The organism is Microbacterium dextranolyticum (assembly GCF_016907295.1).
GTDB classification, from domain to species: domain Bacteria; phylum Actinomycetota; class Actinomycetes; order Actinomycetales; family Microbacteriaceae; genus Microbacterium; species Microbacterium dextranolyticum.
The window spans coordinates 2,830,566-2,851,452 of sequence record NZ_JAFBBR010000001.1; the positions used below are offsets into that span (position 1 = coordinate 2,830,566).

Annotated in this window: 14 protein-coding genes, 1 tRNA gene and 7 pseudogenes; 5 read left to right on the forward strand and 17 right to left on the reverse strand. The window is 65.9% G+C overall.

Annotation, left to right across the window (positions count from 1 at the left end; translation table 11 throughout):
* The first annotated feature begins 120 nt into the window (after positions 1 to 120).
* Complete coding sequence (locus tag JOE64_RS12880) at positions 121 to 1,374, forward strand: hypothetical protein (RefSeq protein ID WP_204964621.1); 1,254 nt, start codon at positions 121 to 123, stop codon at positions 1,372 to 1,374.
* Positions 1,375 to 1,788: 414 nt separating this feature from the next.
* Here the strand turns inward: JOE64_RS12880 and JOE64_RS12885 are convergent.
* Together JOE64_RS12885 and JOE64_RS12890 are read right to left on the reverse strand one after the other, a co-directional pair.
* Positions 1,789 to 2,978 (reverse strand): IS3 family transposase gene (locus JOE64_RS12885; RefSeq protein ID WP_204963088.1). Its coding sequence is split into 2 segments (ribosomal slippage): positions 1,789 to 2,697 and positions 2,700 to 2,978, totalling 1,188 coding nucleotides; the frame shifts between segments, so codons are not numbered across the junction.
* 59 nt (positions 2,979 to 3,037) lie between these two features.
* Positions 3,038 to 3,247 (reverse strand): annotated as a pseudogene (locus JOE64_RS12890) (transposase); the annotation flags it as partial.
* A gap of 253 nt (positions 3,248 to 3,500) precedes the next feature.
* Between JOE64_RS12890 and JOE64_RS12895 the strand changes: the two are divergent.
* Positions 3,501 to 4,440: pseudogene (locus JOE64_RS12895) on the forward strand (DDE-type integrase/transposase/recombinase); the annotation flags it as partial.
* A gap of 186 nt (positions 4,441 to 4,626) precedes the next feature.
* Here the strand turns inward: JOE64_RS12895 and JOE64_RS12900 are convergent.
* Positions 4,627 to 4,758, reverse strand: a pseudogene (locus JOE64_RS12900) (IS3-like element ISPfr13 family transposase); the annotation flags it as partial.
* 419 nt (positions 4,759 to 5,177) lie between these two features.
* Here JOE64_RS12900 and dld point away from each other — a divergent pair.
* The gene (dld, locus tag JOE64_RS12905) at positions 5,178 to 6,893 is read left to right on the forward strand and encodes a D-lactate dehydrogenase (RefSeq protein WP_204964622.1); all 1,716 of its coding nucleotides are present in this window, start codon (positions 5,178 to 5,180) and stop codon (positions 6,891 to 6,893) included.
* Between the two features lie 182 nt (positions 6,894 to 7,075).
* Here the strand turns inward: dld and JOE64_RS12910 are convergent, their stop codons facing one another.
* From JOE64_RS12910 to istA, 5 genes and pseudogenes are all read right to left on the reverse strand, one after another.
* The gene (locus tag JOE64_RS12910) at positions 7,076 to 7,222 is read right to left on the reverse strand and encodes a hypothetical protein (protein WP_006822818.1); all 147 of its coding nucleotides are present in this window, start codon (positions 7,220 to 7,222) and stop codon (positions 7,076 to 7,078) included.
* A gap of 94 nt (positions 7,223 to 7,316) precedes the next feature.
* A pseudogene (locus JOE64_RS12915) lies at positions 7,317 to 7,517 on the reverse strand (ATP-binding protein); the annotation flags it as partial.
* A gap of 36 nt (positions 7,518 to 7,553) precedes the next feature.
* A protein-coding gene (locus tag JOE64_RS12920; protein ID WP_204964087.1) for an IS3 family transposase occupies positions 7,554 to 8,806 on the reverse strand; the annotation gives its coding sequence in 2 pieces (ribosomal slippage) (positions 7,554 to 8,524 and positions 8,524 to 8,806; 1,254 coding nt in all).
* A gap of 51 nt (positions 8,807 to 8,857) precedes the next feature.
* Positions 8,858 to 9,460, reverse strand: a pseudogene (gene istB / locus JOE64_RS12925) (IS21-like element helper ATPase IstB); the annotation flags it as partial.
* Positions 9,460 to 10,662 (reverse strand): IS21 family transposase, encoded by a 1,203-nt coding sequence (istA, locus tag JOE64_RS12930; protein WP_204964623.1) that lies wholly within the window; start codon positions 10,660 to 10,662, stop codon positions 9,460 to 9,462. The gene istA and the pseudogene istB, both read right to left, overlap by 1 nt.
* A gap of 305 nt (positions 10,663 to 10,967) precedes the next feature.
* On the opposite strand from istA, the gene JOE64_RS12935 reads away from it, so the two are divergent.
* The gene (locus JOE64_RS12935; protein WP_204964624.1) at positions 10,968 to 11,858 is read left to right on the forward strand and encodes an NAD(P)/FAD-dependent oxidoreductase; all 891 of its coding nucleotides are present in this window, start codon (positions 10,968 to 10,970) and stop codon (positions 11,856 to 11,858) included.
* Between the two features lie 315 nt (positions 11,859 to 12,173).
* Here the strand turns inward: JOE64_RS12935 and JOE64_RS14935 are convergent.
* The 7 genes and pseudogenes from JOE64_RS14935 to JOE64_RS12965 form a co-directional block, all read right to left on the reverse strand.
* Positions 12,174 to 12,354, reverse strand: a pseudogene (locus tag JOE64_RS14935) (IS256 family transposase); the annotation flags it as partial.
* 265 nt (positions 12,355 to 12,619) lie between these two features.
* On the reverse strand, positions 12,620 to 13,345 hold the full coding sequence (locus JOE64_RS12940; RefSeq protein ID WP_271202486.1) for a GntR family transcriptional regulator: 726 nt from the start codon (positions 13,343 to 13,345) through the stop codon (positions 12,620 to 12,622).
* A 39-nt stretch (positions 13,346 to 13,384) separates the two neighbouring features.
* Positions 13,385 to 14,302: a PfkB family carbohydrate kinase gene (locus tag JOE64_RS12945; protein ID WP_204964626.1), complete on the reverse strand. Its 918-nt coding sequence runs from the start codon at positions 14,300 to 14,302 to the stop codon at positions 13,385 to 13,387.
* On the reverse strand, positions 14,299 to 15,141 hold the full coding sequence (locus JOE64_RS12950) for a carbohydrate ABC transporter permease (protein WP_204964627.1): 843 nt from the start codon (positions 15,139 to 15,141) through the stop codon (positions 14,299 to 14,301). Before JOE64_RS12950 ends, JOE64_RS12945 begins: the two co-directional genes overlap by 4 nt.
* A gap of 1 nt (position 15,142) precedes the next feature.
* Complete coding sequence (locus JOE64_RS12955; protein WP_204964628.1) at positions 15,143 to 16,024, reverse strand: carbohydrate ABC transporter permease; 882 nt, start codon at positions 16,022 to 16,024, stop codon at positions 15,143 to 15,145.
* A 62-nt stretch (positions 16,025 to 16,086) separates the two neighbouring features.
* Complete coding sequence (locus tag JOE64_RS12960) at positions 16,087 to 17,373, reverse strand: ABC transporter substrate-binding protein (protein ID WP_204964629.1); 1,287 nt, start codon at positions 17,371 to 17,373, stop codon at positions 16,087 to 16,089.
* Positions 17,374 to 17,408: 35 nt separating this feature from the next.
* Positions 17,409 to 18,413, reverse strand: a complete 1,005-nt coding sequence (locus JOE64_RS12965) for an SIS domain-containing protein (RefSeq protein ID WP_204964630.1) — start codon at positions 18,411 to 18,413, stop codon at positions 17,409 to 17,411.
* 273 nt (positions 18,414 to 18,686) lie between these two features.
* Between JOE64_RS12965 and JOE64_RS12970 the strand changes: the two are divergent.
* Positions 18,687 to 19,073, forward strand: a pseudogene (locus JOE64_RS12970) (transposase); the annotation flags it as partial.
* Between the two features lie 333 nt (positions 19,074 to 19,406).
* Here the strand turns inward: JOE64_RS12970 and JOE64_RS12980 are convergent.
* Positions 19,407 to 19,498, reverse strand: a tRNA-Ser gene (locus JOE64_RS12980).
* An 81-nt stretch (positions 19,499 to 19,579) separates the two neighbouring features.
* Entirely contained in the window at positions 19,580 to 20,881 is a 1,302-nt protein-coding gene (locus JOE64_RS12985; protein WP_271202487.1) for an LCP family protein, read from the reverse strand.
* Positions 20,882 to 20,887 lie beyond the last annotated feature (6 nt).

Genomic DNA, 20,887 nt, shown 5'->3' on the forward strand with positions numbered 1-20,887 from the left:
CTCGGGGGTCCGGCACATTCCGGCCCCCTTACTCGCGCCTGCCTGCGCGTGCCACTTGAGAGAAGCGGCCGCCATCCGGGCAGATCGCGGATGAGGATCGCGCGGTGGCATCCTGGACTGATGTCTTTGGCTCGCGACATCCCGAACGTCCTCGCCTCGTTCCGCACGACCAGACGCGACATGTGGGACTGGGGAGCAGTGAACAGCTACGCGTTCGAAGCCGAACTCGGGGCGTCGCTGCTGGCGGACATGGCCGACGACTACGGCGCCGAGGGTGTGATCCCCGTCGTGCAGAAGGCGATCGCGAGCACCCTCCGGGTCCTCATGCGCTCAGACGACTCCGGCGGACTCATCCAACTCGTCATCCGGCAGCTACTGAACCTGCACGCCGAGCTGTGCACGCAGAGCCCGCCCGCCCCGGCGGCGCTGAGCGGGTGGATCCAGAAACAGCAATTCGGCGAACTCGGCGAGTACTTCTCGGTCGACGTCGTCGACTACGCGGACGCCCTCGGCGCCGCGGGCATCGCAAGGTTCGAAGCGCACCTCGACAAGCGGCGCCACGCGCTGACCACACCCTTCGACGGGCGCCCAGACGCGGAGTTCACCCACGATGACGAGTGGCACGCCCGCCACGCCGTCCTCTACAACCTGCAACGCCTCGCCGTCCTGCACGGTGACGAGGAGGCGATCGTCCGCACCCACGGCGGAGACATGCCACGCGCACACCTGCACGCCGCCGCCGCCGAAGCACTCCGCGAGGCAGGACTGCCGGCCCGCGCGACCGTCATCGCACACGAGGGCATGACCCTCCCCGGCGGAGCGCACCAACAGCAGGAGTGCGGCGAGCTCTGGGCGGCGCTGGCCATCGAGACAGGTGCAGACGCCGCGGACGCGGCATCCGAGGTGTTCGAACGATGGCCCACAGCGAGCAACGCGGAAGCGTTGCAGGCAGCCTCAGGACAGAACTGGCCAGCGATCCGCGAGCACGCGATCGAGCGGATGCGCGAACGCCCCTGGGAGCTGATCGCGTACCTGACAGATGCCGACGACCTCGCGCGCGCATGGACCGAAGCGCTCCGAGCATCCGCGAACAGCAAGTCTCTCCACGCGTCGCAGTGGGACGACCTCGTCGGCCGATACAGCAAGATCGACCCCGTGGCCGTGCTCCCCGTCATGGCGCAGCTCATCGACGACCGCCTCATCGAGGCGAACACCCGCGCCTACCCCGGCGCCGTGCGAAGGATGACGAAACTACGCGCCGCGGCCCGCGCCGCCGGACGCCCCGAGATCGCCGACGACTACCTCGCTGACGTACGCCGCCGCAACGCCCGGCGCCCGTCCCTGATCAAGCGAATGGATGCCGCCGGACTCTGACCCATCAGACCCGTCGCGATTGCAACCGCTCGGAGGAGACGGAGGGATTTGCACTCTCCGGCTCGCGCTCACGCGGGAGAAACGGCGAGTCGAACGACCGCGCGGCGAGCAGAAAGCTACGTAAGACCGCACATGATCGCCAGAATGCTCAACACCAACCACGACCGCAACGCGGCAGAAATGGCAGATTTCGTGGCAGTACCGGAACGAAACAGCCTCTGATCAGGCATTTTCAGAGCGGAGACGGAGGGATTCGAAATCGCGCCGATGGCAATCGAGCTGATTGAAGTCGCGTGAACTCCGGCATTCTGAGCTCGCGACCATCTGGTTCGATCAGATCAGTTGGACTCAGTTCGTGGCAGAAACGTGGCAGGGTCTGCCCCGAGTCTTGTTGACAGTCGGGGTTTGGGGTGATCAGGCCGCTTCTGCGTCCTTGTAGATCATCTCAAACTCGGCGGGGGTGAGTTTGCCGAGGCCGCGCTGCCGGCGCCTTCGGTTGTACTTCGTTTCGATCCAGGTGACGATCGCGAGGCGGAGATCGGCGCGGGTGTCCCAGCGTCTCGTGTTGAGTACGTTCTTCTGGAGGAGACTGAAGAAGCTCTCCATACTCGCGTTGTCCCCGGCGCCGTAGGATCTGCCCATGGAGCCGACGAGCCCGTTGTTGCGGAGCAGGTTCTGGGTGCGTTTCGCGCGGAACTGGCCGCCTCTGTCGGAGTGGCAGATCGTGCCGTCAGGTGAGCGCAACGCGATCGCGTTGCGCATCGCCGCGCGGGCGAGAGATGACTTCATGCGGGTGTCGATGGAGTAACCGACGATCTTGTTCGACCAGACGTCTTTGATCGCGCAGATGTAGAGCTTGCCTTCTCTGGTCGGGTGTTCTGAGATGTCCCAGAGCCAGACCTTGTTCGGCCCGTCGGCGATGAACTCGTGCCGGATGACGCCGTGCTCGTCGACGACCGCGAGGAGGTCATCATGCGGCGCAGGTCCCGTGCTGCCGGGTTTGCTGCGCTTGCGGTGGTGCGACGCGTGGATGCCCGCGATCCGGCAGAGTCGGTGCACCCGGTTCTCGCTCGCGGAGATCCCGTGCTCGGACTCGAGCTCATCGGTGAGGAACCTGTAGCCGAGCGTGACGTCGTCGGCATGGAGGTCGTAGAGCACATCGATCAGGTGCGCGTCGTCCCAGTCCCGCTGGGAGACCGGGTCTTTGAGCCACTGGTAGTACCCCTGCCTGGACAGGCCGAGGACCCGCAACGCCACCGCGACCGGCACCCGCACGGGAGCACCGGCCGCAGCCATCTCGTGGACGAGCGGGAAGACTATTTTCCCGGCAGGTTCGCCTGCGACAGATACGCCGCGGCCCGCCGCAGCACCTCGTTCTCCTGCTCCAACAACCGGATCCGCTTATTCGCCTCACGCAGCTGCTTGCGCTCGTCGTCGGTCAGGCCGGCACGCTTGCCGTCCTCGACGTCGGCCCGCTTCATCCAGTTGCTCAACGAGCCTTCGGAGATACCGAAGTCCTTCGCGATCTGCGCCAGCGGCGCCTGACCCTTCCGGGCCACGGCCACGACATCATCGCGGAACTCTCGGGGATAAGGCTTTGCCACAAGAACATCCTTCCAGCGAGGACGAATCCTCACAGTTCAGATGTCAACCAAACTCGGGGCAGACCCCGGTGCCGGTAGTCGTTGCGCTGGGTGACACGGTCGCTGGAGCGTTGGCCCCATTCCGCGCCGACGACGGCGTCGGCGTCGGCGTCGGCGGACAGCAACGCGTTGATCATCGTCTGCAACAGGGAGCGCATCAGATCAGGCGACGCGTCGGTCAAGGCTTCAGCGAGCACGCTCGCAGGGTCGACAATATGAGGAGCAGTCATCGTGATGATGCCTTTCGAGTGGAGGTAAGAGACTTCTCGAAGGATCACACGGTGACCGCGCCTACGTCGCGAACGACGAGCCGGCCACCGCGGGCTACACCACGCTACGGGGCACTACTCAGCAGAATCCCGCAGAACCGCAAGATTGCTCAACGTGTCATGTCTCAGGACATCGGTAACGGATCGGCATCAAGACATCGGTGACGCTTCGGGTTCGTTAGGTGGTGACACTTCTCGGGCATATCCGTGAGGGATGAGCCCGGTTCAGCCCGTCGATCCCCGTGTCCGTCTCGCTATCGCGCAGTGGCCACCCGACGCGCCGCGTGGAGCGGTGAGTACGTTCTGCGCCGAGCACTCCATCTCGCGGAAGACGTTCTACGCGATCCGCAAACGCGCGCTTGTGGAGGGTCAAGCGGCGGCGCTCGAACCGCGCTCTCGGCGCCCGAAGTCGAGTCCCACGACAATCGCCGACGACGTGAAGAGGCAAGCCGTCGCGGTGCGCGCCGCGCTCGAAGCGTCTGGTCTGGACCACGGACCGATCAGCGTGCACGACAAAATGCTCACGCTCAAGATGACCCCGGTCCCCTCGATCGCGGCGCTCGCACGAATCTTCCGGGAGACCGGAGTCGCCCGGAACGAACCCCGCAAGAAGCCGCGGGCCGCCTACCGCCGGTTCGTCTACCCGGCGCCGAACGCATGCTGGCAACTGGACGCGACCGAATACGTCCTCGCCGGCGGCCGCAAGTGCGTGATCTTCCAGCTCATCGACGACCACTCCCGCTACGCCGTCGCCTCCCGCCGCCATCGGCGAGACCTCCCGCGACGCGATCCGCGTCGTCCGGAAAGCAATCAAACGCCACGGCGTCCCGCAAAGACTCCTGTCGGACAACGGCGCCGCGCTGAACCCGTCCCGCCGCGGAATCGTCGGGCAACTCGTCGAGTACGTCACCCGACTCGGGGTCGAGCCGATCACCGGGAAACCCTACAAGCCGACCACGCAAGGGAAGAACGAACGGTTCCACCAGACACTGTTCCGCTACCTCGACAAGCAGCCCATCGCCGCGAATCTCCGCGAGCTGCAGGCGCAAATCGACCAGTTCGACCACATCTACAACACCGAGCGCGGACACCAGGCGCTGCCGGGGAGGATCACGCCGTTGCAGGCGTGGGAAGCGACACCGAAAGCGGCGCCACCCCGCCCCCGACCGATCAAGCGGAAGCCGAACGACCCCCTGCCGCCAGCACCGTCACCGAACGGCCGGGTACTCGACGGGATCCGCGTCGCGACCGTTCACCCGAACGGATCGATCAAAGCCCGCGGCTGCATCTTCAACGTCAGCTACCCGATGCGCGGCAAGGACGTGTTCGTCGTCTACGAAGGACTCCGCACCGACGCACTCCTGCCGGGCTACGGCCGCGATCACCTTCGCGTTCGACGGGTACTCTGACCGGTGCTCCAGCACCAGCCTCACGGCCCGCTCACGCAGAGCGGGGTCAATCTTCTTCGGCATGACGCCATCCTCTCAACTCGAAAAGATGCGGCACCAAACCTGGGACGGTTCAAGCGGCGCTAGACGAGTCTGATTGCTGCGTCGATCTATGGGGTGAGGGCAGTGGCCGACATCGCGGTCCGAACTATCGCGGTCCGAACTATCGCGGTCCGAACCTACCGGAGTCCGAAAGTACCGCGGTCCGAAACTATCTGATGCGCATCTTCTACAATGAGGATGCGCGTATGCACATGCATACGCACACGCACACTCCTTGGACGCCGTAGCGAGCTTCCGGGCAGACGGTCGCAGACGTCGTCCCCCTGGCTCGTTTCCCCGCCCATCAAAAAATGAACGACCGCGGACTAGCTCGGATCAAGGCGACATCCCCTCAGCATCATGACGCGCTTGTGATGCAACTGAATATAGGAAGCTTGGAGATGACGCAACCAGGACAGACCACCACGACTTCGCACGAAGCGATCGATGCGTTCAAGAGAATCGTCGGCGACGAACATGTACTGACCTCTGAGCGTGCCACGAGGCCATTCAGCAAAGGCTATCGATTCGGCGGAGGACCAGTCTTCGCCGTGGTGCGCCCCGGCACGCTGGTCGAGATGTGGCGGGCGCTGCAGGTATCCGTCGACAACAACCTCATCGTCATCCCGCAGGCATCGAACACGGGCCTGACTGGTGGATCCGGCCCCGGCTTCCAAGACTACGATCGCCCCATTGTGATCATCTCGACTCACCGCATCGATGAGGTGCACCTCATCAACGACGCGCGCGAGGCGATCTCGCTCGCGGGCACCCCGCTGACACACCTGACCGACGCGCTCGCCAAGCACCAGCGCGAGCCGCACTCGGTGATCGGGTCGACATCAATCGGCGCCTCGGTCATCGGCGGCATCGCGAACAACTCGGGCGGCAGCCAGATTCGCAAGGGTCCGGCATTCACGCGCGAAGCGATCTTCGCCCGCGTCAACGACGACGGCAAGGTCGAGCTGGTCAATCACCTGGGCATCTCGCTCGGAGACGACCCTGAGGTCGCACTCGACCGTCTACAGCGCGGCGAGTGGTCTCCCGAGGATGTCACCCCAGCTCCCGAAGACTCGAACGAGACCGAGTACGCCGAGCACTTGCGCAAGATCGTGCCTTCGCCTGCTCGCTACAATGCGAACCCCGAGTACCTGTTCGAGGCATCCGGCTCGGCCGGCAAGCTGATGGTGTTCGCGGTGCGCACCCGCACCTTCCCCCGCGAAGTGCACCCGACCGTGTTTTACATCGGCACGAACAACACGCACGAGCTCGAAGAGATCCGTCGGTTGTTCCTCGAAGCCGACATGCCGCTGCCTATCTCTGGTGAGTACATGGGCCGCAGTGCCTTCGACTTGGCCGAGAAGTACGGCAAAGACACCTTCGTCTTCCTGAAGTTCATGAGTCCAGCGCTGCAGACGCGCATGTTCTCGTTCAAGACGTGGGCCAACGGCTTGTTCTCGAAGATTCCCGGCATTGGTCCGACCTTCGCCGACACGGTATCGCAAGCCATGTTCAGCGTGCTGCCCAACCAGCTGCCCAAGCGCATGATGGAGTACCGCAACCGTTTCGAGCATCACCTGCTGCTCACCGTCAGCGAGTCGCAGAAGGCCGCGAGCGAGAAGATGCTCAAGGAGTTCTTCGCAGAGCCCGAGCACACTGGTGAGTTCTTCATCTGCACGTCTGATGAAGAAAAGAGCGCGTCGCTCAACCGGTTCGGCGCGGCCAGTGCCGCCACTCGCTACGCCGCGTTGAAGCGCCGGCACATCGCAGGGCTCATCCCCATCGATGTGGCCCTGCGTCGCGACGATTGGAACTGGCTCGAGGTGCTGCCGGAGGAGATCGACGACCAGCTTGAGGTCAAGGCGTATTACGGGCACTTCTTCTGCCATGTGATGCACCAGGACTATGTCGCCAAGCAGGGCGTGGATCCCGAGGCGCTGCACGACCGCATCCAGCACCTGCTGGAGGAGCGCGGCGCGAAGCTGCCCGCCGAGCACAACTACGGTCGCATCTACAAGCTGCCGGAGTCCATGGAAGAGCACTTCAAGGAGCTCGATCCGACGAATACGTTCAACGCCGGTATCGGCGGCACGTCGCCGCACAAGGACTGGGCCTAAGTCCCCAAGGTAGCGCGACGCCGTGAGAGCCTGAGCGATGTCTTATCCATCTCGGGTGGACCTAGGGCTCGACTCCCTAGGTCCACCGGGACGGATGAGTCGAGACATCGGTCAGAGGCTGGGCAGGCCATAGAATCGCGTGGCGGCGAGGGCCGCGCCCGGTCCGAGAACGGGTCATCGCCTCACGCCGTCAGCTGACCCGCGACGGCCGGCACACCGGCGAAATCCTCGCCACCGGCCACATCGACGAGCCCGGAGGCTATTGCTGAAACACATTGCCTGAACATATTGGTGGAGCTGAAGGTGTGTAGGTTCAGGACATCGTTCATAGGTGAGTCGGGACATCGTTCATAGTGGTCCGTGTCGGCGGCGCTCGAACTCTGGACGCTTTCGGCGCTCGAAAAGTGAACGGTTGCGGGCAGTCTAGCTAGGTGTTTCGTCGGTGGTGGTGCGGATGCTGGGGAGGCTGTCGATGCCTCTGCCGCGGAGTCGGTAGCTGGCGCCTTTGAGGGTGAGGACGTCGGCGTGGTGAACGATGCGGTCGATCATCGCGGCGGCGACGGCCTGGTCGCCGAAGACCCCTCCCCAGCTGGAGAACGGCAGGTTCGAGGTCAGGATCAGTGACTCGCCCCGGCGTGTCCGGAGAGCGTTTTACTGGTGTCAGCCGGCTTTTCCGACCGGTTCGTTGCGAGCGTAGTCGAGCTGCTCGACCTCAAGGGGTGTGAGGTCGTCGATGGAGCCGTGGGTGCGCTCCGTGTTGAACCACAGCACCCAGGACGCGGTTGCCGCCTCGACCTGGTCGATGTCGCGCCAGGGCCCGTCGTGGTGGATGAGCTCGGACTTGTAGAGCCCGATCTGCGATTCCGCGAGGGAGTTGTCGTAGGCGTCGCCGACGGACCCGACCGAGGGGTCGATGCCTTCGTCGACGAGCCGGTCCGTGAAGGCAATCGAGGTGTAGACGCTGCCGGCGTCGGTGTGGTGCGTGAGCCCGGCGAACCCGGTGACGCCTTCGCGGCGGCGGGTGAACAGAGCCATGTCGAGGCAGTCGAGCACGAGCGGAGTTGTCATCGAGGTCGCCGCTCTCCACCCGATGATGCGGCGGGAGTGCGCGTCGAACACGAACGCGACGTAGACCCATCCGGACCACGTCCAGACGTAGGTGAAGTCGGCGACCCAGAGCTGGTTCGTGCGGAACCGGGCGAAGTGCCGGTCGACGAGGTCGGCGGGCCTGGTCTCCCGCAGATCCGCATCCACGGGACGCTTCCGTTTCCCGCGGACGACACCGGCGATCCCGAGCTCGCGCATGAGGCGTTCGACCGTGCAGCGGGCGATGTCGTGCCCGTCGCGACGCAACCGCAGCCAGAGCTTCCGGGCCCCGAGCACCTTCCGGTGCGTCTGCCACGTGGTCAGGATGATCGGCTTCCACCTCTCGTCCGACACGATCCGCGGTGACGGACCGCGATCTCTCGCGTCGTAGTAGGTCGATGGGGCGATCTTCACGCCGTGCTGGGTGAGCACGGCGCAGATCGACTCGACACCCCATCGGAGCCCTCCGTCGGCGCGGTCCTTGTGCGCGTCGATGAAGCCGACTATCGCTTGTGTGGCCGGTCGAGTTCGGCCGCGAAGAAAGCCGAGGCCGCCTTCAAGATCTCGTTCGCCCGCCGCAGTTCCGCGTTCTCCCGCTTTAGTCGCTTGATCTCCACCGCGGCGTCGGTCGTGACTCCGGGCCGGTCGCCCGCGTCGACCTGCTGCCTGCGGATCCAGGTGCGGATCGTTTCTGGCGACCCGACGCCGAGCATCTGCGCGACAGCGGTCATCGCGGCGTACTCGCTCGGATAGTCGGATCGCACCTCGGCGACCATACGGACAGCGCGCTCACGAAGCTCGCGCGGGTACTTACTGGGACGTCCCATGAGACAGATCCTTCCAAGGAATCCTGTCTCCGGACACGCCGGGGCGAGTCACAGCGACGCGTGCTCGTAGCGACTCGAGACGAGTTGGAAGAACAGGTTCGCGGCGTCTTGTTCGAACGGGAGGTAGCCGACTTCGTCGACGATGATCAGTCCGTAACGCCGCAGCCGGGCGAGCTCTTTCGGGAGGTTGCCTTGCCGGTGGGCGTCGGTGAGGCGGGTGACCCAGTCGGTCGCGGTCGCGAACAGCACTCGGTGCCCGTGGCGGGCGGCGACGATTCCGAGCGCGGTCGCGAGGTGGGTCTTCCCCGTCCCGGGAGGGCCGAGCAGCACGACGTTCTGCGCTTCGAGGAGGAACCGTCCTGAAGCGAGCGCGGCGATCTGCTGCCGAGTGGCCGGTTGCGCGTCCCAGTCGAAGTCTTCGAGGGTCTTCCGGGCGGGGAACCCTGCCGCTTTGAACCGTAGCTCCGCGCCGGAAGCGTTGCGGGCGCTCACTTCGCGTTCGAGGACGGCGGCGAGGTAGTCCTCGAACGACCACCCCGCATCCCTGGCCTGGTCCGCCATTCGTGCGGCGGCTTCGGTGATCCGGGGTGCTTTCAGCGCGCCGGCGAGGTAGGTGATCTGCTTCACCGACTCGCTGGTCTTCGAGGTAGTCATCAGGCGACTCCTTCGATCCCGAACGCCCGGTCGTAGTCCGCGAGATCACGCGCCAGGTCATCAACGGGAGCAGGACGTGGGGTCTGGAACTGTTGCCGCAGCCGTTTCGCGGCCTCCAGATGTGCGGGATCGGTGATCGTGGAGCCGCGCGCCCAGACGCGCGCGTGGTCAGCGACCAGCCTGCCCTCCAGGCGCACCCGAACACGGTCGAGATCGGCGATTACGTCGACAAACCGGCCTATCGCGGCGGGATCGACGGAGTAGTCGCTCGCGTCGAGGCGGACGTAGTAGTCCCGCCCGAGGCGGACTCGTTCTCGCCAGCCCAGCTGCAGCGGGATCGGCGGCAACGGGAGCATCCGCGCCCGGTCGTGGCCGATCAGATCGACCGGGCGTGCCTTGATCGTCCGCACCACCCGGCTGTTCGCCCTCTCGAGCCAGTCCTGCAGCTGGGCGTTGAAGTCCGCCGGGGAGGTGAAGCTTCTGCCCGGCATGAACGACGTCTCGAACCAGCCGTTGCGGCGTTCCACGATCCCTTTCGATTCCGGGTCGTAGGGCCTCAGCTGCACGACCTTCGTCGCGAGGGTCCCCGCGAACGCCGCAACACCTTGCGCGAGGCGGCCGCGCTGCCCGATGCCGGACTCGTTGTCCCAGATCAGCCGCCGCGGGACCGCGCCGAGCCGTTGGATGAGATCCCAGTGCCCGAGCAGCAGATCCTCCGTCTTCCTGGTCGGGATCATCCGCGCAGTCACGAACCGCGAATGCGCCGCGACGATCACCAACACCGGCAACAGCGCCGTCGTGCCGTCCTCGAGCGGGATCTTCCGCGGCGGGAACCAGAGATCACATTGAGCCGCATCGCCCGCCGCCCACGAGAGCCGATCCGCCGGGTCGACTGAGTGATGCTCAGGTCGCAGTCTCACGACATTGTCCCGGAACCAGCGGATCGAGCCCTCCCAACCAACCCGCTCCGCGAGCACCGTCGCCGGCATCCGCGGATGCTCGGCGAGCAGCGTCCGCACCCGCGCCTCGAACGGCGTGAACGACGTCGGCCGCGGCGACCGCTCATACTTCGGCGGCCCGTCGGAGTTCACCGCCTTGATCACGGTCGTCCGCGAGATCCCCAACCGCGCCGCGATCTGCGCTTTCGGCACCCCGTCCGAAGCCAGCCTCCCGATCAGCGCCCAGTCTTCCAAAGTGATCACTCTCCAATCGTTGAGTGTCCACTTTTCGAGCGCCGCTATCGATCAGTTCTCAAGCGCCGCCGGCACCCACCGCCTACATGCGGTGCGCGGCCCTACGCTCGGACGCTACCGCGATCCAGCCGAGACGCTATCTGCCTGCAGCCTACGAACCTTGATGACGAAACAGTGGTCGGCCTTATCTCGGCGATGCCGGCCAGGTGCCGTGGGAGCATGCCGGCCGATGCCTACCGCAGTTCGGAGCCATCGCGAGGACCCCGCCGCGCCGGTCTGCGATGTTCTGAACTCACGGCAGGTCTTTGAACAGGATGGCCTGGCGCTCTCTACCCTGCCTGCATGAACTTGTTCACTCGGCGATCACGCAAAGAGCCTCCGCCGCTCATGATGCCAGTGCCGCCATCCGCGCCGCCCAAACCGCAGCCCGCGGCAGTCGTCAGGGCAGGGGGACGGTACTCGCGAGCCGTCGCGGCAGAGGGCGCGATCTTCAATCCCGGCGAGGGCTGGGTGGATCTGCCGACCGTGATCTCTCTCCTGGCCACGGAAGCGACGGCCCGAGGGGGGCGTCGATCGTCGAGGATGCGGGCCGCTCGCACCCGCTCATCGAAGGAGGACGGGCCGTCGGAGTGCGCACCGCCGGCGGCGATGAGGTGCGCGGGGACGCGCTTCTGCTCGCGACCGGACCTTCCGTAGCCGGGCAGCTCGGCGAGCTCGGCATCGAGATCGGCACGTCCAGTCCGCCGGCCTTCGTGGCGTTCACGACCCCCGTGGACACCGCTCTGACGACGACGCTGAACACCCCGCATGTGGCGATCCGCCGCACGGTCGATGGCGGGCTCGCCATGGACTCCGGGTGGTCGGAGCGTTCCATCGAGGTCGGCGACGACGGCACGCTGCGGATCCCGGACGACGTCGTGCCGAGACTGCTCGATGAGGCTCGACGCGTGCTCTCCGGCCATCCTGAGCTGACGCTCGCGCGCATCGGATCCGGGTACAAGCCGGTGCCCGCAGACGGCGAGCCGGTGTACGGCCGGATCTCCGAGATCCCCGGCCTGTACGTGGCGTTCAGCCACAGCGGCGCCACCCAGGGTCTGATCGCCGGCGAACTGGTCGCCGACGAGATCGCCACCGGGTTCGTCTCGCCGCTGCTGTCCGCGTTCCGCCCCGACCGATTCACATCCGCCGCGACGGCTCCCGCCTGATTTGGAGGCGCCTTCCTGCTGTCGGCGCCGGAATCCAATGCGACGTCGGTGCGTGCGTCCTTAGTACTGCCCCCGGCCGTGATGTCGACCGGACTGGAGGCTCGAGATGATCCAGTCGAACTGGACGCTCGTGGCGTCGATCTTGATGCCTATGAGCTAACCGGCTGCCTTCCACAACGTGGCCTCGACACCGAGGAACTGACCGTTCTCCTCGGAGCCCATCGGTGGGCGATCGAATCGACCGCCATGCTGCGCTTGTCGGGGAGGGCCATGGGAACGAGCGCCTGGACGTCCTTATTCACCGCGAGTGTTCCCTGTCGTCCGGTCCGTCGTGCGGTCGTGGAGGACTGCTGCCCGATCCGCACGGTCGCGTCCGCGTCGATCAAGTCCCGCAACCTGGCTTGCAGCATTCGCCGGACACGTCCGAATGTGCGAGGTCGGGGTCGGCGAGGATTACTGCGATCAGCGTCGTCGAAGCAGACCGGATGTGGGGCATCGTGGGATCTCTTTTTGCTTTTGGCGGAGACACGCGGACTCTTCCCCTACGATGCCCCATCTACATCAACACCCCCGAGGATCAGCAGGAGTTGGACACCACGCTAAGAGACGCTCCCACGGCAGGAATTGCCTATCCGCAGTCCTGAGACAGCCCCGATCGACGGCGTCCGCCAGTCTACATGGATCATCCGTCCTGGGAATGAGGCCCCCGAAATGGCCGTAATCGTTCAGGTCGGCACCAGGAGACCGCAGCAGTCTCGCTGCTAGGCGTCAGCTCGGGCAACGACGTTGAGCGAAACCCGACTTGGCACGATCTTGACCTTCGATGTGTGGACCACTTCGCCTTGCGTGCCGAGAGCGACCTTCCGGACGAGCAGAAGGGGGTCGCGGAGGGGGCGTTCGAGCCAGCCCGCGGTCAGCGTGTTCGTAAATCCAACGCTGATTTGACGATCGATCTCTGAAAACTCGACGCCATACTGCTCACGAAGCACCCGGTAGGTCGAGGTGCCCGCTGTGATGTGTGTGTCGAATCCGGGGTACCTCGTGAGCGAGTACCTGCTGTCGTCTATCGAGAGAGGCACGCCGTCAAGTGCGAACACGCGGATGAGGCGGAAGATCGGATCACCCACCTCCACTTCAAGAAGCGCGGCGCGCTTGTCATCCGCGGGGATTATCTCGGATCGCATGATCCGGCTTTCCTTGACGCCCTTCCCTACGACTTTGTCTGCGAACCCGCTTACGGACATCGTGCCCATGATTTGGTGCCGCGTCGACACAAATGTGCCACGTCCCTGTTGGCGGCGCACGAATCCAAGCCGCTCCAGATCTGCGACAGCGCGCCGGATGGTGATTCGACTCACTCCGAATCGCTCGCAGAGCTCAGGCTCCGCTGGGAGCCGCTCACCTTCGGTGAAATGCTCTGTCTCGATCTCATGCATGAGCAGGCTGCGTACCTGCTCATGCAGAGGTGTGGACCCTTGTGTGTTCACGGGGCGCTTCCCCTCCTAAACGCGATACCGTCGCTGCTTCTACGCGCTTTTATGCCGTCGCAGCATCTGCCGTTGCGCGTCCTCGCCCGCCTCAACAGGGTAGCCGAATGCCCCGCGCAGCGTGCAGGCGAGCGCGCCCGCGGTTGCCGCCGTTTCGAGGCACGCAGCGATGTCGGCTCCCGACGCCCGGGCCGCTAGGAACCCCGTGATGAACGCATCCCCTGCCCCGAGCGCATCCACGACCTCGACCGCGCGCACCCCGACCTCGTTGCGGACGCCTGGAGTAAAGGCGTGAGCGCCGCGCGATCCCTGCGTCACGACAGCGCACCCCATGCCGCTACCCAGCGCGAGCTTGGCGAGGTCTTCGATCTGTGTGTCACTGAGCGTCCCGCCGGAGAAGAAGCCGATGTCCACATGTGCGGCGGTACGGCGCACGACATTGACGGGCACGTCGTCCGAGTAGTCGTAAGAGATCCTCGCGCCGTTCTCCGCGAGCCGCGCCAACTCTCCGTCCAGAGCCGAGTAAACCGAAGTGTGCACACGCGTGAACCCGGCGATGTAGGCGAGGTCGTCGGCCCCGAGGCGCAGCCGCAGCCCCTCCTGCACTCCGCCGCGGTTCGAGGCCACGAAGCGGCGGTCGCCGTCGGCGTCCAGCGACACGAACGCCATCCCGTTCGCGCCGTGGACGGTGCGGGCGCGGGAGCGGTCGACGCCGATCTCGTCGAGCACGCCCTGCAGGTGGACGCCGAAGCGGTCGTCGCCGAGGATGCCGAGGAAGCCCGCCGTGCCCCCGAAGAACAGCCGGCTGTAGGCGGCGACGTTCAGGGCGTTGCCGCCGGGATACGCGAGGTCCTCGTGCAGGTAGCAGTCCAGCACGTTGTCGCCGATGCCGAGCAGCGAGGGCGCCGGGGTCGCCGCCAGCGCGGCCTGCAGTTCCTCGGTGGTGTACATGGTCATCCCTTCACGCTTCCCGCCGCCACCCCGGCGACGAAGTACCTCTGCATCATGATGAACACCGCGACGATGGGCAGCGCGGCGATCGTGAGGCCGGCCAGCAGCACGCCCCATTCGGTGGACAGCGAATCACGGAACGACATCAGCCCGGCGGGGATGGTGCGCAGCTCGTCCGCGTCGATGTAGACGATCGCGAACAGGAACTCGTTCCAGGCGAAGTACGCCGTCAGCACGGCGGCCGTCGTGAGCACCGACCGACTCAGCGGCAGGTAGACGTGCCTCAGCACGCCGAGCGAGCGGCACCCGTCGATGGTCGCGGCGTCCACGAGCTCCCGCGGGATCCCGAGGAACATCGACCGGATCAGAAGGATCGCCATGGGCAGCCGGAAGGCGACGTAGGGCAGGATCATCGCCGCGTAGGTGTTCAGCAGTCCCATCGCGTCGAGCAGGCGGTACAGCGGGATGAGGCTGACCTGAGGGGCCACCACGAGCCCGCCCATCGCGACGACGAGGATCGCGTTCGCGACGCGTCCCGGGAGCCGCACCATGCCGTAGGCGCACAGCGCCGCGATCACGACCGTCGCGGCGGTCGAGACGATCGTCACCACGAGCGAGTTGAGGAAATAGGCGGAGATCCCTCGATCCCACGCCTGCGCGTAGTTCTGCACCAGCCAGACCGAGGGCATCCCCCACGGATCCGCGAAGATCTCGGTCGACGACTTGAAGGACGAGATCACCATCCACAGCAGCGGGTAGGCGATCACGATGGCGTACACGAGCAGCAGCACGTAGACCGGCAGCTGCCGCACGCGCTCCACGGGTCGCATCATCGAAGAGCTCATGTCAGGACCTCCCGCTGCGGAACGACAGCATCTGGACGACGGACAGCACGAGGGTGATCAGGAAGATGAGGCTCGCGATCGCCGAGGCGTAGCCCATCTGGTTCTGGAAGAACCCCTGGTTGTACATGTAGGTCGCGAGCACCTGACTGGCGTTGCCCGGACCGCCCTTGGTCAGGATGTACGGCTCGTTGAACACCGTGAACGCGCCGGAGACCGTGAGGATCATGGCGACGAAGATCATCTCCTTCGCCTGCGGCACCGTGATGCTGAAGAACTGGCGGATCCGGCCCGCGCCGTCCAGCGACGCCGCCTCGTAGTACTCCTGGGGGATCTGCTGCAGGGCGACGACGTAGAGCATGCACACGTAGCCGATGCTCTGCCACTGCGAGACGGCGATGACGGATCCGAGGGCGGTGTGCGGATTCGCGAGCCAGGCGGTCTGCAGCGCGCCGAGACCCACGTCCTGGAGCAGCTCGTTGAGAAGTCCGCCGCGCGCGTTGAACACGAAGGTGAACAGCAGGGCGATCACCGTCATCGAGATCACGGCGGGCAGGAAGTACACCGATCTCAGGAACGCGCCCATGCGCCGCCCGAGCAGATGCGTGAGCCACGCCGCGACCACGAGCGCGCCGCCGACCTGGCACACGACCGAGACGACCGCGTAGACGAGGTTGTTGCGCAGCGCCGTCGCGATCACGGGGTCGGTGAAGAGCCGGGTGACGTTGCCGAGGCCGACCGGATCCATCGCGCCGCTGCCGGCGCGGAAGGAGAAGAAACTGAACACTATGTTCGCGCCCAGCGGGTAGTAGACGAACAACCCGATCAGGGCGATCGCGGGGAGGACGTAGAGCGCATTGCCGATGGCGCGCCTGGTCGATGACATAGCGGGGGGATCCCTCCGACGAGAGGTGCCGGGGCGGCCGTGCCGCCCCGGCACCGATGGGGTCAGGACGCGTCGCGCACGCGCTGAGCGGCCTCCTGCACGGCCTTCATCACGCCTTCGGGCGTCTGCTGGCCGCTGAGCATGAGCTGGGTCTCGGACAGGTAGGCCTGCACGATCTGCGGATCGTAGGCGTTGTCCAGCCAGGTCGTCATGGCTGAGGCGTCCACGATGCCCTTCGCCAGCTCCTTCGAGATCTCCGGGACCTTCGCCTCCTCCACGGCCCCCTTGACCGGGCTCAGCTCCCCCGCCTTCTCGGCATAGGCGGTGCCGTTCTGCTTGCTGAGCAGGAACTCGAGGAACTTCTTCGCCTCGGCCGGGTGCTTGGTGTTCTTCGAGATCGCGAAGCCCTCGGGCGCGCCGGTGAGCTCGCCCGCGTCCCCCTTCCCGCCGGCGACCGACGGGAAGTTGAACGTGCCGTAGTCGAAGGTCACGTCCTTCAGGTAGCCGACCTCCGCGCTCTGCAGGTACATGATCGGGGCGTCGCCGGCGATCCAGGCGTTGCGGGCGACCTCGTGCCCGACCGCCGTCATGTCGCTGTTCATGTACCCCGCCAGCTCCTTGAAGCGCTCCAGCGCCTCGACGTAGCCGGGATCCGTGAAGGTGCCCTTCTTCGGATCCTGGTCGGCGGCGAACACCTTCGGATCCACCGTTCGCTGGTTCAGCGTTCCGACGTAGTGCGCGATGGTCCACTGCTCCTGGGCGCCGTACTCGATGGGCGTCTGCCCCGACTTCTTGATCGTCTTGAGCACGGTCATGAACTCGTCCCAGGTCTTCGGCGGCTGCAGGCCGAGCTTGGCGAACGCGTCCTTGTTGTAGAAGAACAGCTTGGACTGCATGCCCACGGGCAGGCCGTACTGGGTGCCGTCCACCTGGAACGGGGTGAGCTGGCTCGGGTAGAAGCTGTCGGCGAACTGCTTGTCCTCCTTCAGCCACGGGCCGAGATCCATCAGGGCGTCGCTCTTGACGAGCTCGCCGACGAAGGATCCGCTCCACGTGAACATCACGTCCGGCGCGTTGGCGGATCCGGCGACGACCTTGATCTTGTCCTTGTAGGCGTCGTTCAGGACGTTCTCGACCTTGACGGTGATGTTCGGGTTCTCCTTCTCGAACTCCGCCACCACGTCGGCGTAGTACGAGTGCTTGGGCTCGTTGGGCCAGCGGTGGAAGAAGCTCAGCTCCACGGTGCCGTCGCCGGATCCGGACGAGCCGGATCCCGCGCAGGCCGACAGCGGGAGGACGAGGGCCGCGGCCGCGAGAGCGGCGATCGCGATCCGGGAGGTTCTGCGCATCGTTGCGTGTTCCTTTCCTGAGGGAGGGATAGGGCTCAGTACTCCATGCGCCACATGTAGCGGCGCACGGACAGGGGGTGGCCGCGGTGGTCGGCGAGGGCGTCGGCGTAGGTGCGGAGCACGACGTTGAACAGCAGGTGGGCGAACACGCCCTGCACTTCGGCGGCCACGCCGTCCAGGCCGAACTCCTTCGCGTCGATGACGAGGGCGCGGTCGGTGTGCTTCGTGAGGAAGTCGACGGCGCGCTGCTCGACCGGGCGCGTCTCGTCCAGGCCCAGCAGGGCGATGAACGGCACATCCACGTCGGTCACCTCGAAGGGGCCGTGGAAGTACTCGCCGGCATGGATCGCGGCGGAGTGCACCCACTGCATCTCCTGCAGCAGGCAGATCGCGAAGGAGTAGGCCGTGCCGTAGTTCGAGCCCGCGGCCATCGTGTAGATGAGCGGCTCGCGGCGGGTCTGGAACGCCCAGGCGTCGGCGGCCTCGGTGTGGGCCGCGCGCGCCGCGGGGACCAGGACGGGAAGCTGCGCCACGGCGGCGTCGATCGCCGGCGACAGCGATGCACCCTCGCGCTCGTCGAGGATGGCCGCGACGAGGCGCAGGATGAGCGCGCCGCCCACGTACGACTCGCTCTTGCCGTCGCCGTGCTGGTAGGCGATCACGTACTCGGCCTCCTGCGCGAGCGGCGAGGCGGGATCGAAGGTGAAGGCGACGGTCAGGGCGCCGCGCGAGCGGGCGTGCGCGGCGGCCGCCACGGTTTCGGGGGTGGTGCCCGAGTGCGAGCAGAGGATCACGACGGTGTCGGCGTCGACGCGGGACGAGCCGCGGGAGGTGAACTCGGCGGCGTTGAGCGCGACGCTCTCCAGCGTGGTGGCGCGGTTGCCGAGGAAGTACTCGTTCGGCTGCATGTTGGCGAACGAGCCGCCGCATGCGGTCAGCACGACGCGCGAGACGGTCTCCCGGTCGGCGATCGCGGCGCGTGCGGTGGCGAGCTGCTCCTCGATGGTGGCGGAGTCTACGAAGGTGGAGGCGACGGTCACGTGAGGCCTTTCTTTGGGGCATATTCGACTGAACTGTCATTATATGACGTTCTATGATGACTGTAGAGCATGGCATGCTCGTTGTCCAGGACATCCACTCGCATGCACCTTGACCAACGCAGCGTGCACGCACGCGGCCGTGACCTGAACCTGGCGGCTCCAGTGGGCGCGGCCAAACTACTCTCGGCGCTGCCGACAGCGTGATCTTCATGTTCCGGCCGGGCGTCTAGGGCGTGTCAGCCAAGGTTGACAATCGGTTGAGAGTCTGGAGCGGTGTCCCAGCTCCAGCTACTTTCGGATGTTCAGTGGTCTCTGATCGAGGGGATGTTGCCAGGACCGACGGGCCTGGGCGGAAGTTCTCGGATGCGAGAACGATGCTCGAGGGCATCAGTTACCGGTACCGGTGCGGGAACGCGTGGCGTGATCTTCCGGAGGCGTTCGGTCCCTGGCAAACGGTTTGGACATGGCATCATCGCCTCGCGACTGAGGGAACGTGGAACGCGATAACGCAGTCGTTGATCGCGCAGGCTGACGCCGAGGGTCTTGTCGATTGGATGGTGTCGGTGGATTCGACGATGGCTCGCGCGCATCAGCACGCGACGAACACGACTCGTCTCACAGGGGGCTGGATCGAATTACATGAATCCGGGCGTCGAGCCGCCTCCAGCTCCGTGGCTCCTACTTTCGGCGCGCCGTCGCGTGGACGAAGACGTCGCCGGATCACACCATTCACGATCTGAGGCACTACGCGGCCAGCTCCTGGCTTCGCCAGGGGATCCCGATCAACCAGGTCGCCGCATGGCTGGGCGACGATCCGAGAACAGTCCTGAAGGTCTATGCTCACGTTCTCGGCGAGGCACAGGACATCGAAGCACTACGCCGCCTGAACGCGCCGCTCCCCTCACACTCCCCTGACAAGGCATCGGGAGACGACGCGACCGGGGAAGAGGAACCAGAGAAGCCCCGCAAATCGGGGTCTGACCAGGAAAAACGTGGCGGAGACGGAGGGATTTGAACCCTCGGTCCCCTTGCGAGGACTCCACCTTAGCAGGGTGGTGCACTAGGCCTGACTATGCGACGTCTCCAGGCATCCGACCGCGAAACGGCGCGGATGCACCCGGCAATCATACCCGGTCCGCGGTGGCATTCCGAACCGTCGAGCGACCCTAGCGCTGTGCGACGGTGCAGGTGACCTGCTTGGCCGTCTGCCCCGTGATGGTGCTGGGCAGCTCCACCGCCGACTGCGACGGCGCCGGCGTGCTGGGCGCTGCCGTCTCTGCCGGAGCCGCCTCCCCCGTGGGCGCCTCGGACGGCGCGGTGGTGGAACCGGGACCGTCGGCCTCGCCGACGACCTCGGTGCTGTGACCGTCGCTGGTGCCGCCGCTCAGCTGCACGGGCTGGTTCGTGGCGAGCGCCTGGAACAGCACGTCCGCGGCATCCGTCAGCGGCACGACGCGCGACCCACCCGACGCGTACGCGGTGGGGTACTGCACGAAGACGATGTCCTCGTAGGGCACGCTGCGCATCGCCATGGCGATCTGCACCATGCGCTGCGGGTTCGCGAGTGACGAGCTCAGCACGACCTGACCGCTGGTCACCTGACGGACCGCCGTCGTGGCGAGGTTCAAGAGCGTGGCGGGGTTGCCCAGCACACCGTCCGACTGGAGCTTGCGCACCATCGAGCTCATGAACTGCTGCTGGTTCGAGATACGACCGAGATCCGAGCCGTCGCCGATGCCGTGGCGGATGCGCAGGAACTGCAGCGCTTCGGCCCCCTGGAGCGTGTGCGTCCCGGCCGCGAGGTGAATGCCGGTGTGATCGTCATCGATCTGGTCGGCGACGCAGACGTCGACGCCACCGATCGCGTCGGACATGTTGATGACACCGGTCCACCGCGTCGCCGCCGCGAACTGGATGTCGACACCGGTGAGCTTCTCGACCGTCAGCACGGTGCACGACAGGCCGCCGTACATGTACGAGACGTTGAGCATCTGCTCGCTCATCGACGAGTACTGCGTGCCGTCCTGACCGGTGCAGGCCGGGATCGGCACGAGCATGTCGCGCGGGAACGAGATCACTGTCACCCGGCGCGGCGCATCGGAGATGTGCACGAGCATGGTCACGTCGTTGCGCTCACCGTCGGTGTCGCCGTTCTCGCACGCACCCGAGAGCGCAGCGTTCGGGCCTTCGCATGAGTCGGTGCCGGCGATGAGCAGATTGACGCCACCCTCGATCTCGCCGATCGCCGGCGGCAGCTGCGCGTCATCCCCACCGATCGACACACCTGCCGCCTCGACGGCGCGCGCCGAGTCCCACACGGTGAACGCGCCGATCGCGCCGACGCTGAGGACAACGACTCCGACGATCGCACCGAGCACGGTGAGGACCTGGACGAAGGGGTTCGGTGAGCGAAGGATGCCGTGCCGCGCGACGGGGGTACGCCTCGACCGGTCGGTGCGTGCGCTCACTGGTGT

Coding starts and splice junctions, on each gene's coding strand:
- JOE64_RS12880 (WP_204964621.1), top strand. CDS start 121: ATGTCTTTGGCTCGCGACATCCCGAACGTCCTCGCCTCGTTCCGCACG.
- dld (WP_204964622.1), top strand. CDS start 5,178: ATGACGCAACCAGGACAGACCACCACGACTTCGCACGAAGCGATCGAT.
- JOE64_RS12910 (WP_006822818.1), bottom strand. CDS start 7,222: ATGAACGATGTCCTGAACCTACACACCTTCAGCTCCACCAATATGTTC.
- JOE64_RS12935 (WP_204964624.1), top strand. CDS start 10,968: ATGGCCTGGCGCTCTCTACCCTGCCTGCATGAACTTGTTCACTCGGCG.
- JOE64_RS12945 (WP_204964626.1), bottom strand. CDS start 14,302: ATGACCATGTACACCACCGAGGAACTGCAGGCCGCGCTGGCGGCGACC.
- JOE64_RS12950 (WP_204964627.1), bottom strand. CDS start 15,141: ATGAGCTCTTCGATGATGCGACCCGTGGAGCGCGTGCGGCAGCTGCCG.
- JOE64_RS12955 (WP_204964628.1), bottom strand. CDS start 16,024: ATGTCATCGACCAGGCGCGCCATCGGCAATGCGCTCTACGTCCTCCCC.
- JOE64_RS12960 (WP_204964629.1), bottom strand. CDS start 17,373: ATGCGCAGAACCTCCCGGATCGCGATCGCCGCTCTCGCGGCCGCGGCC.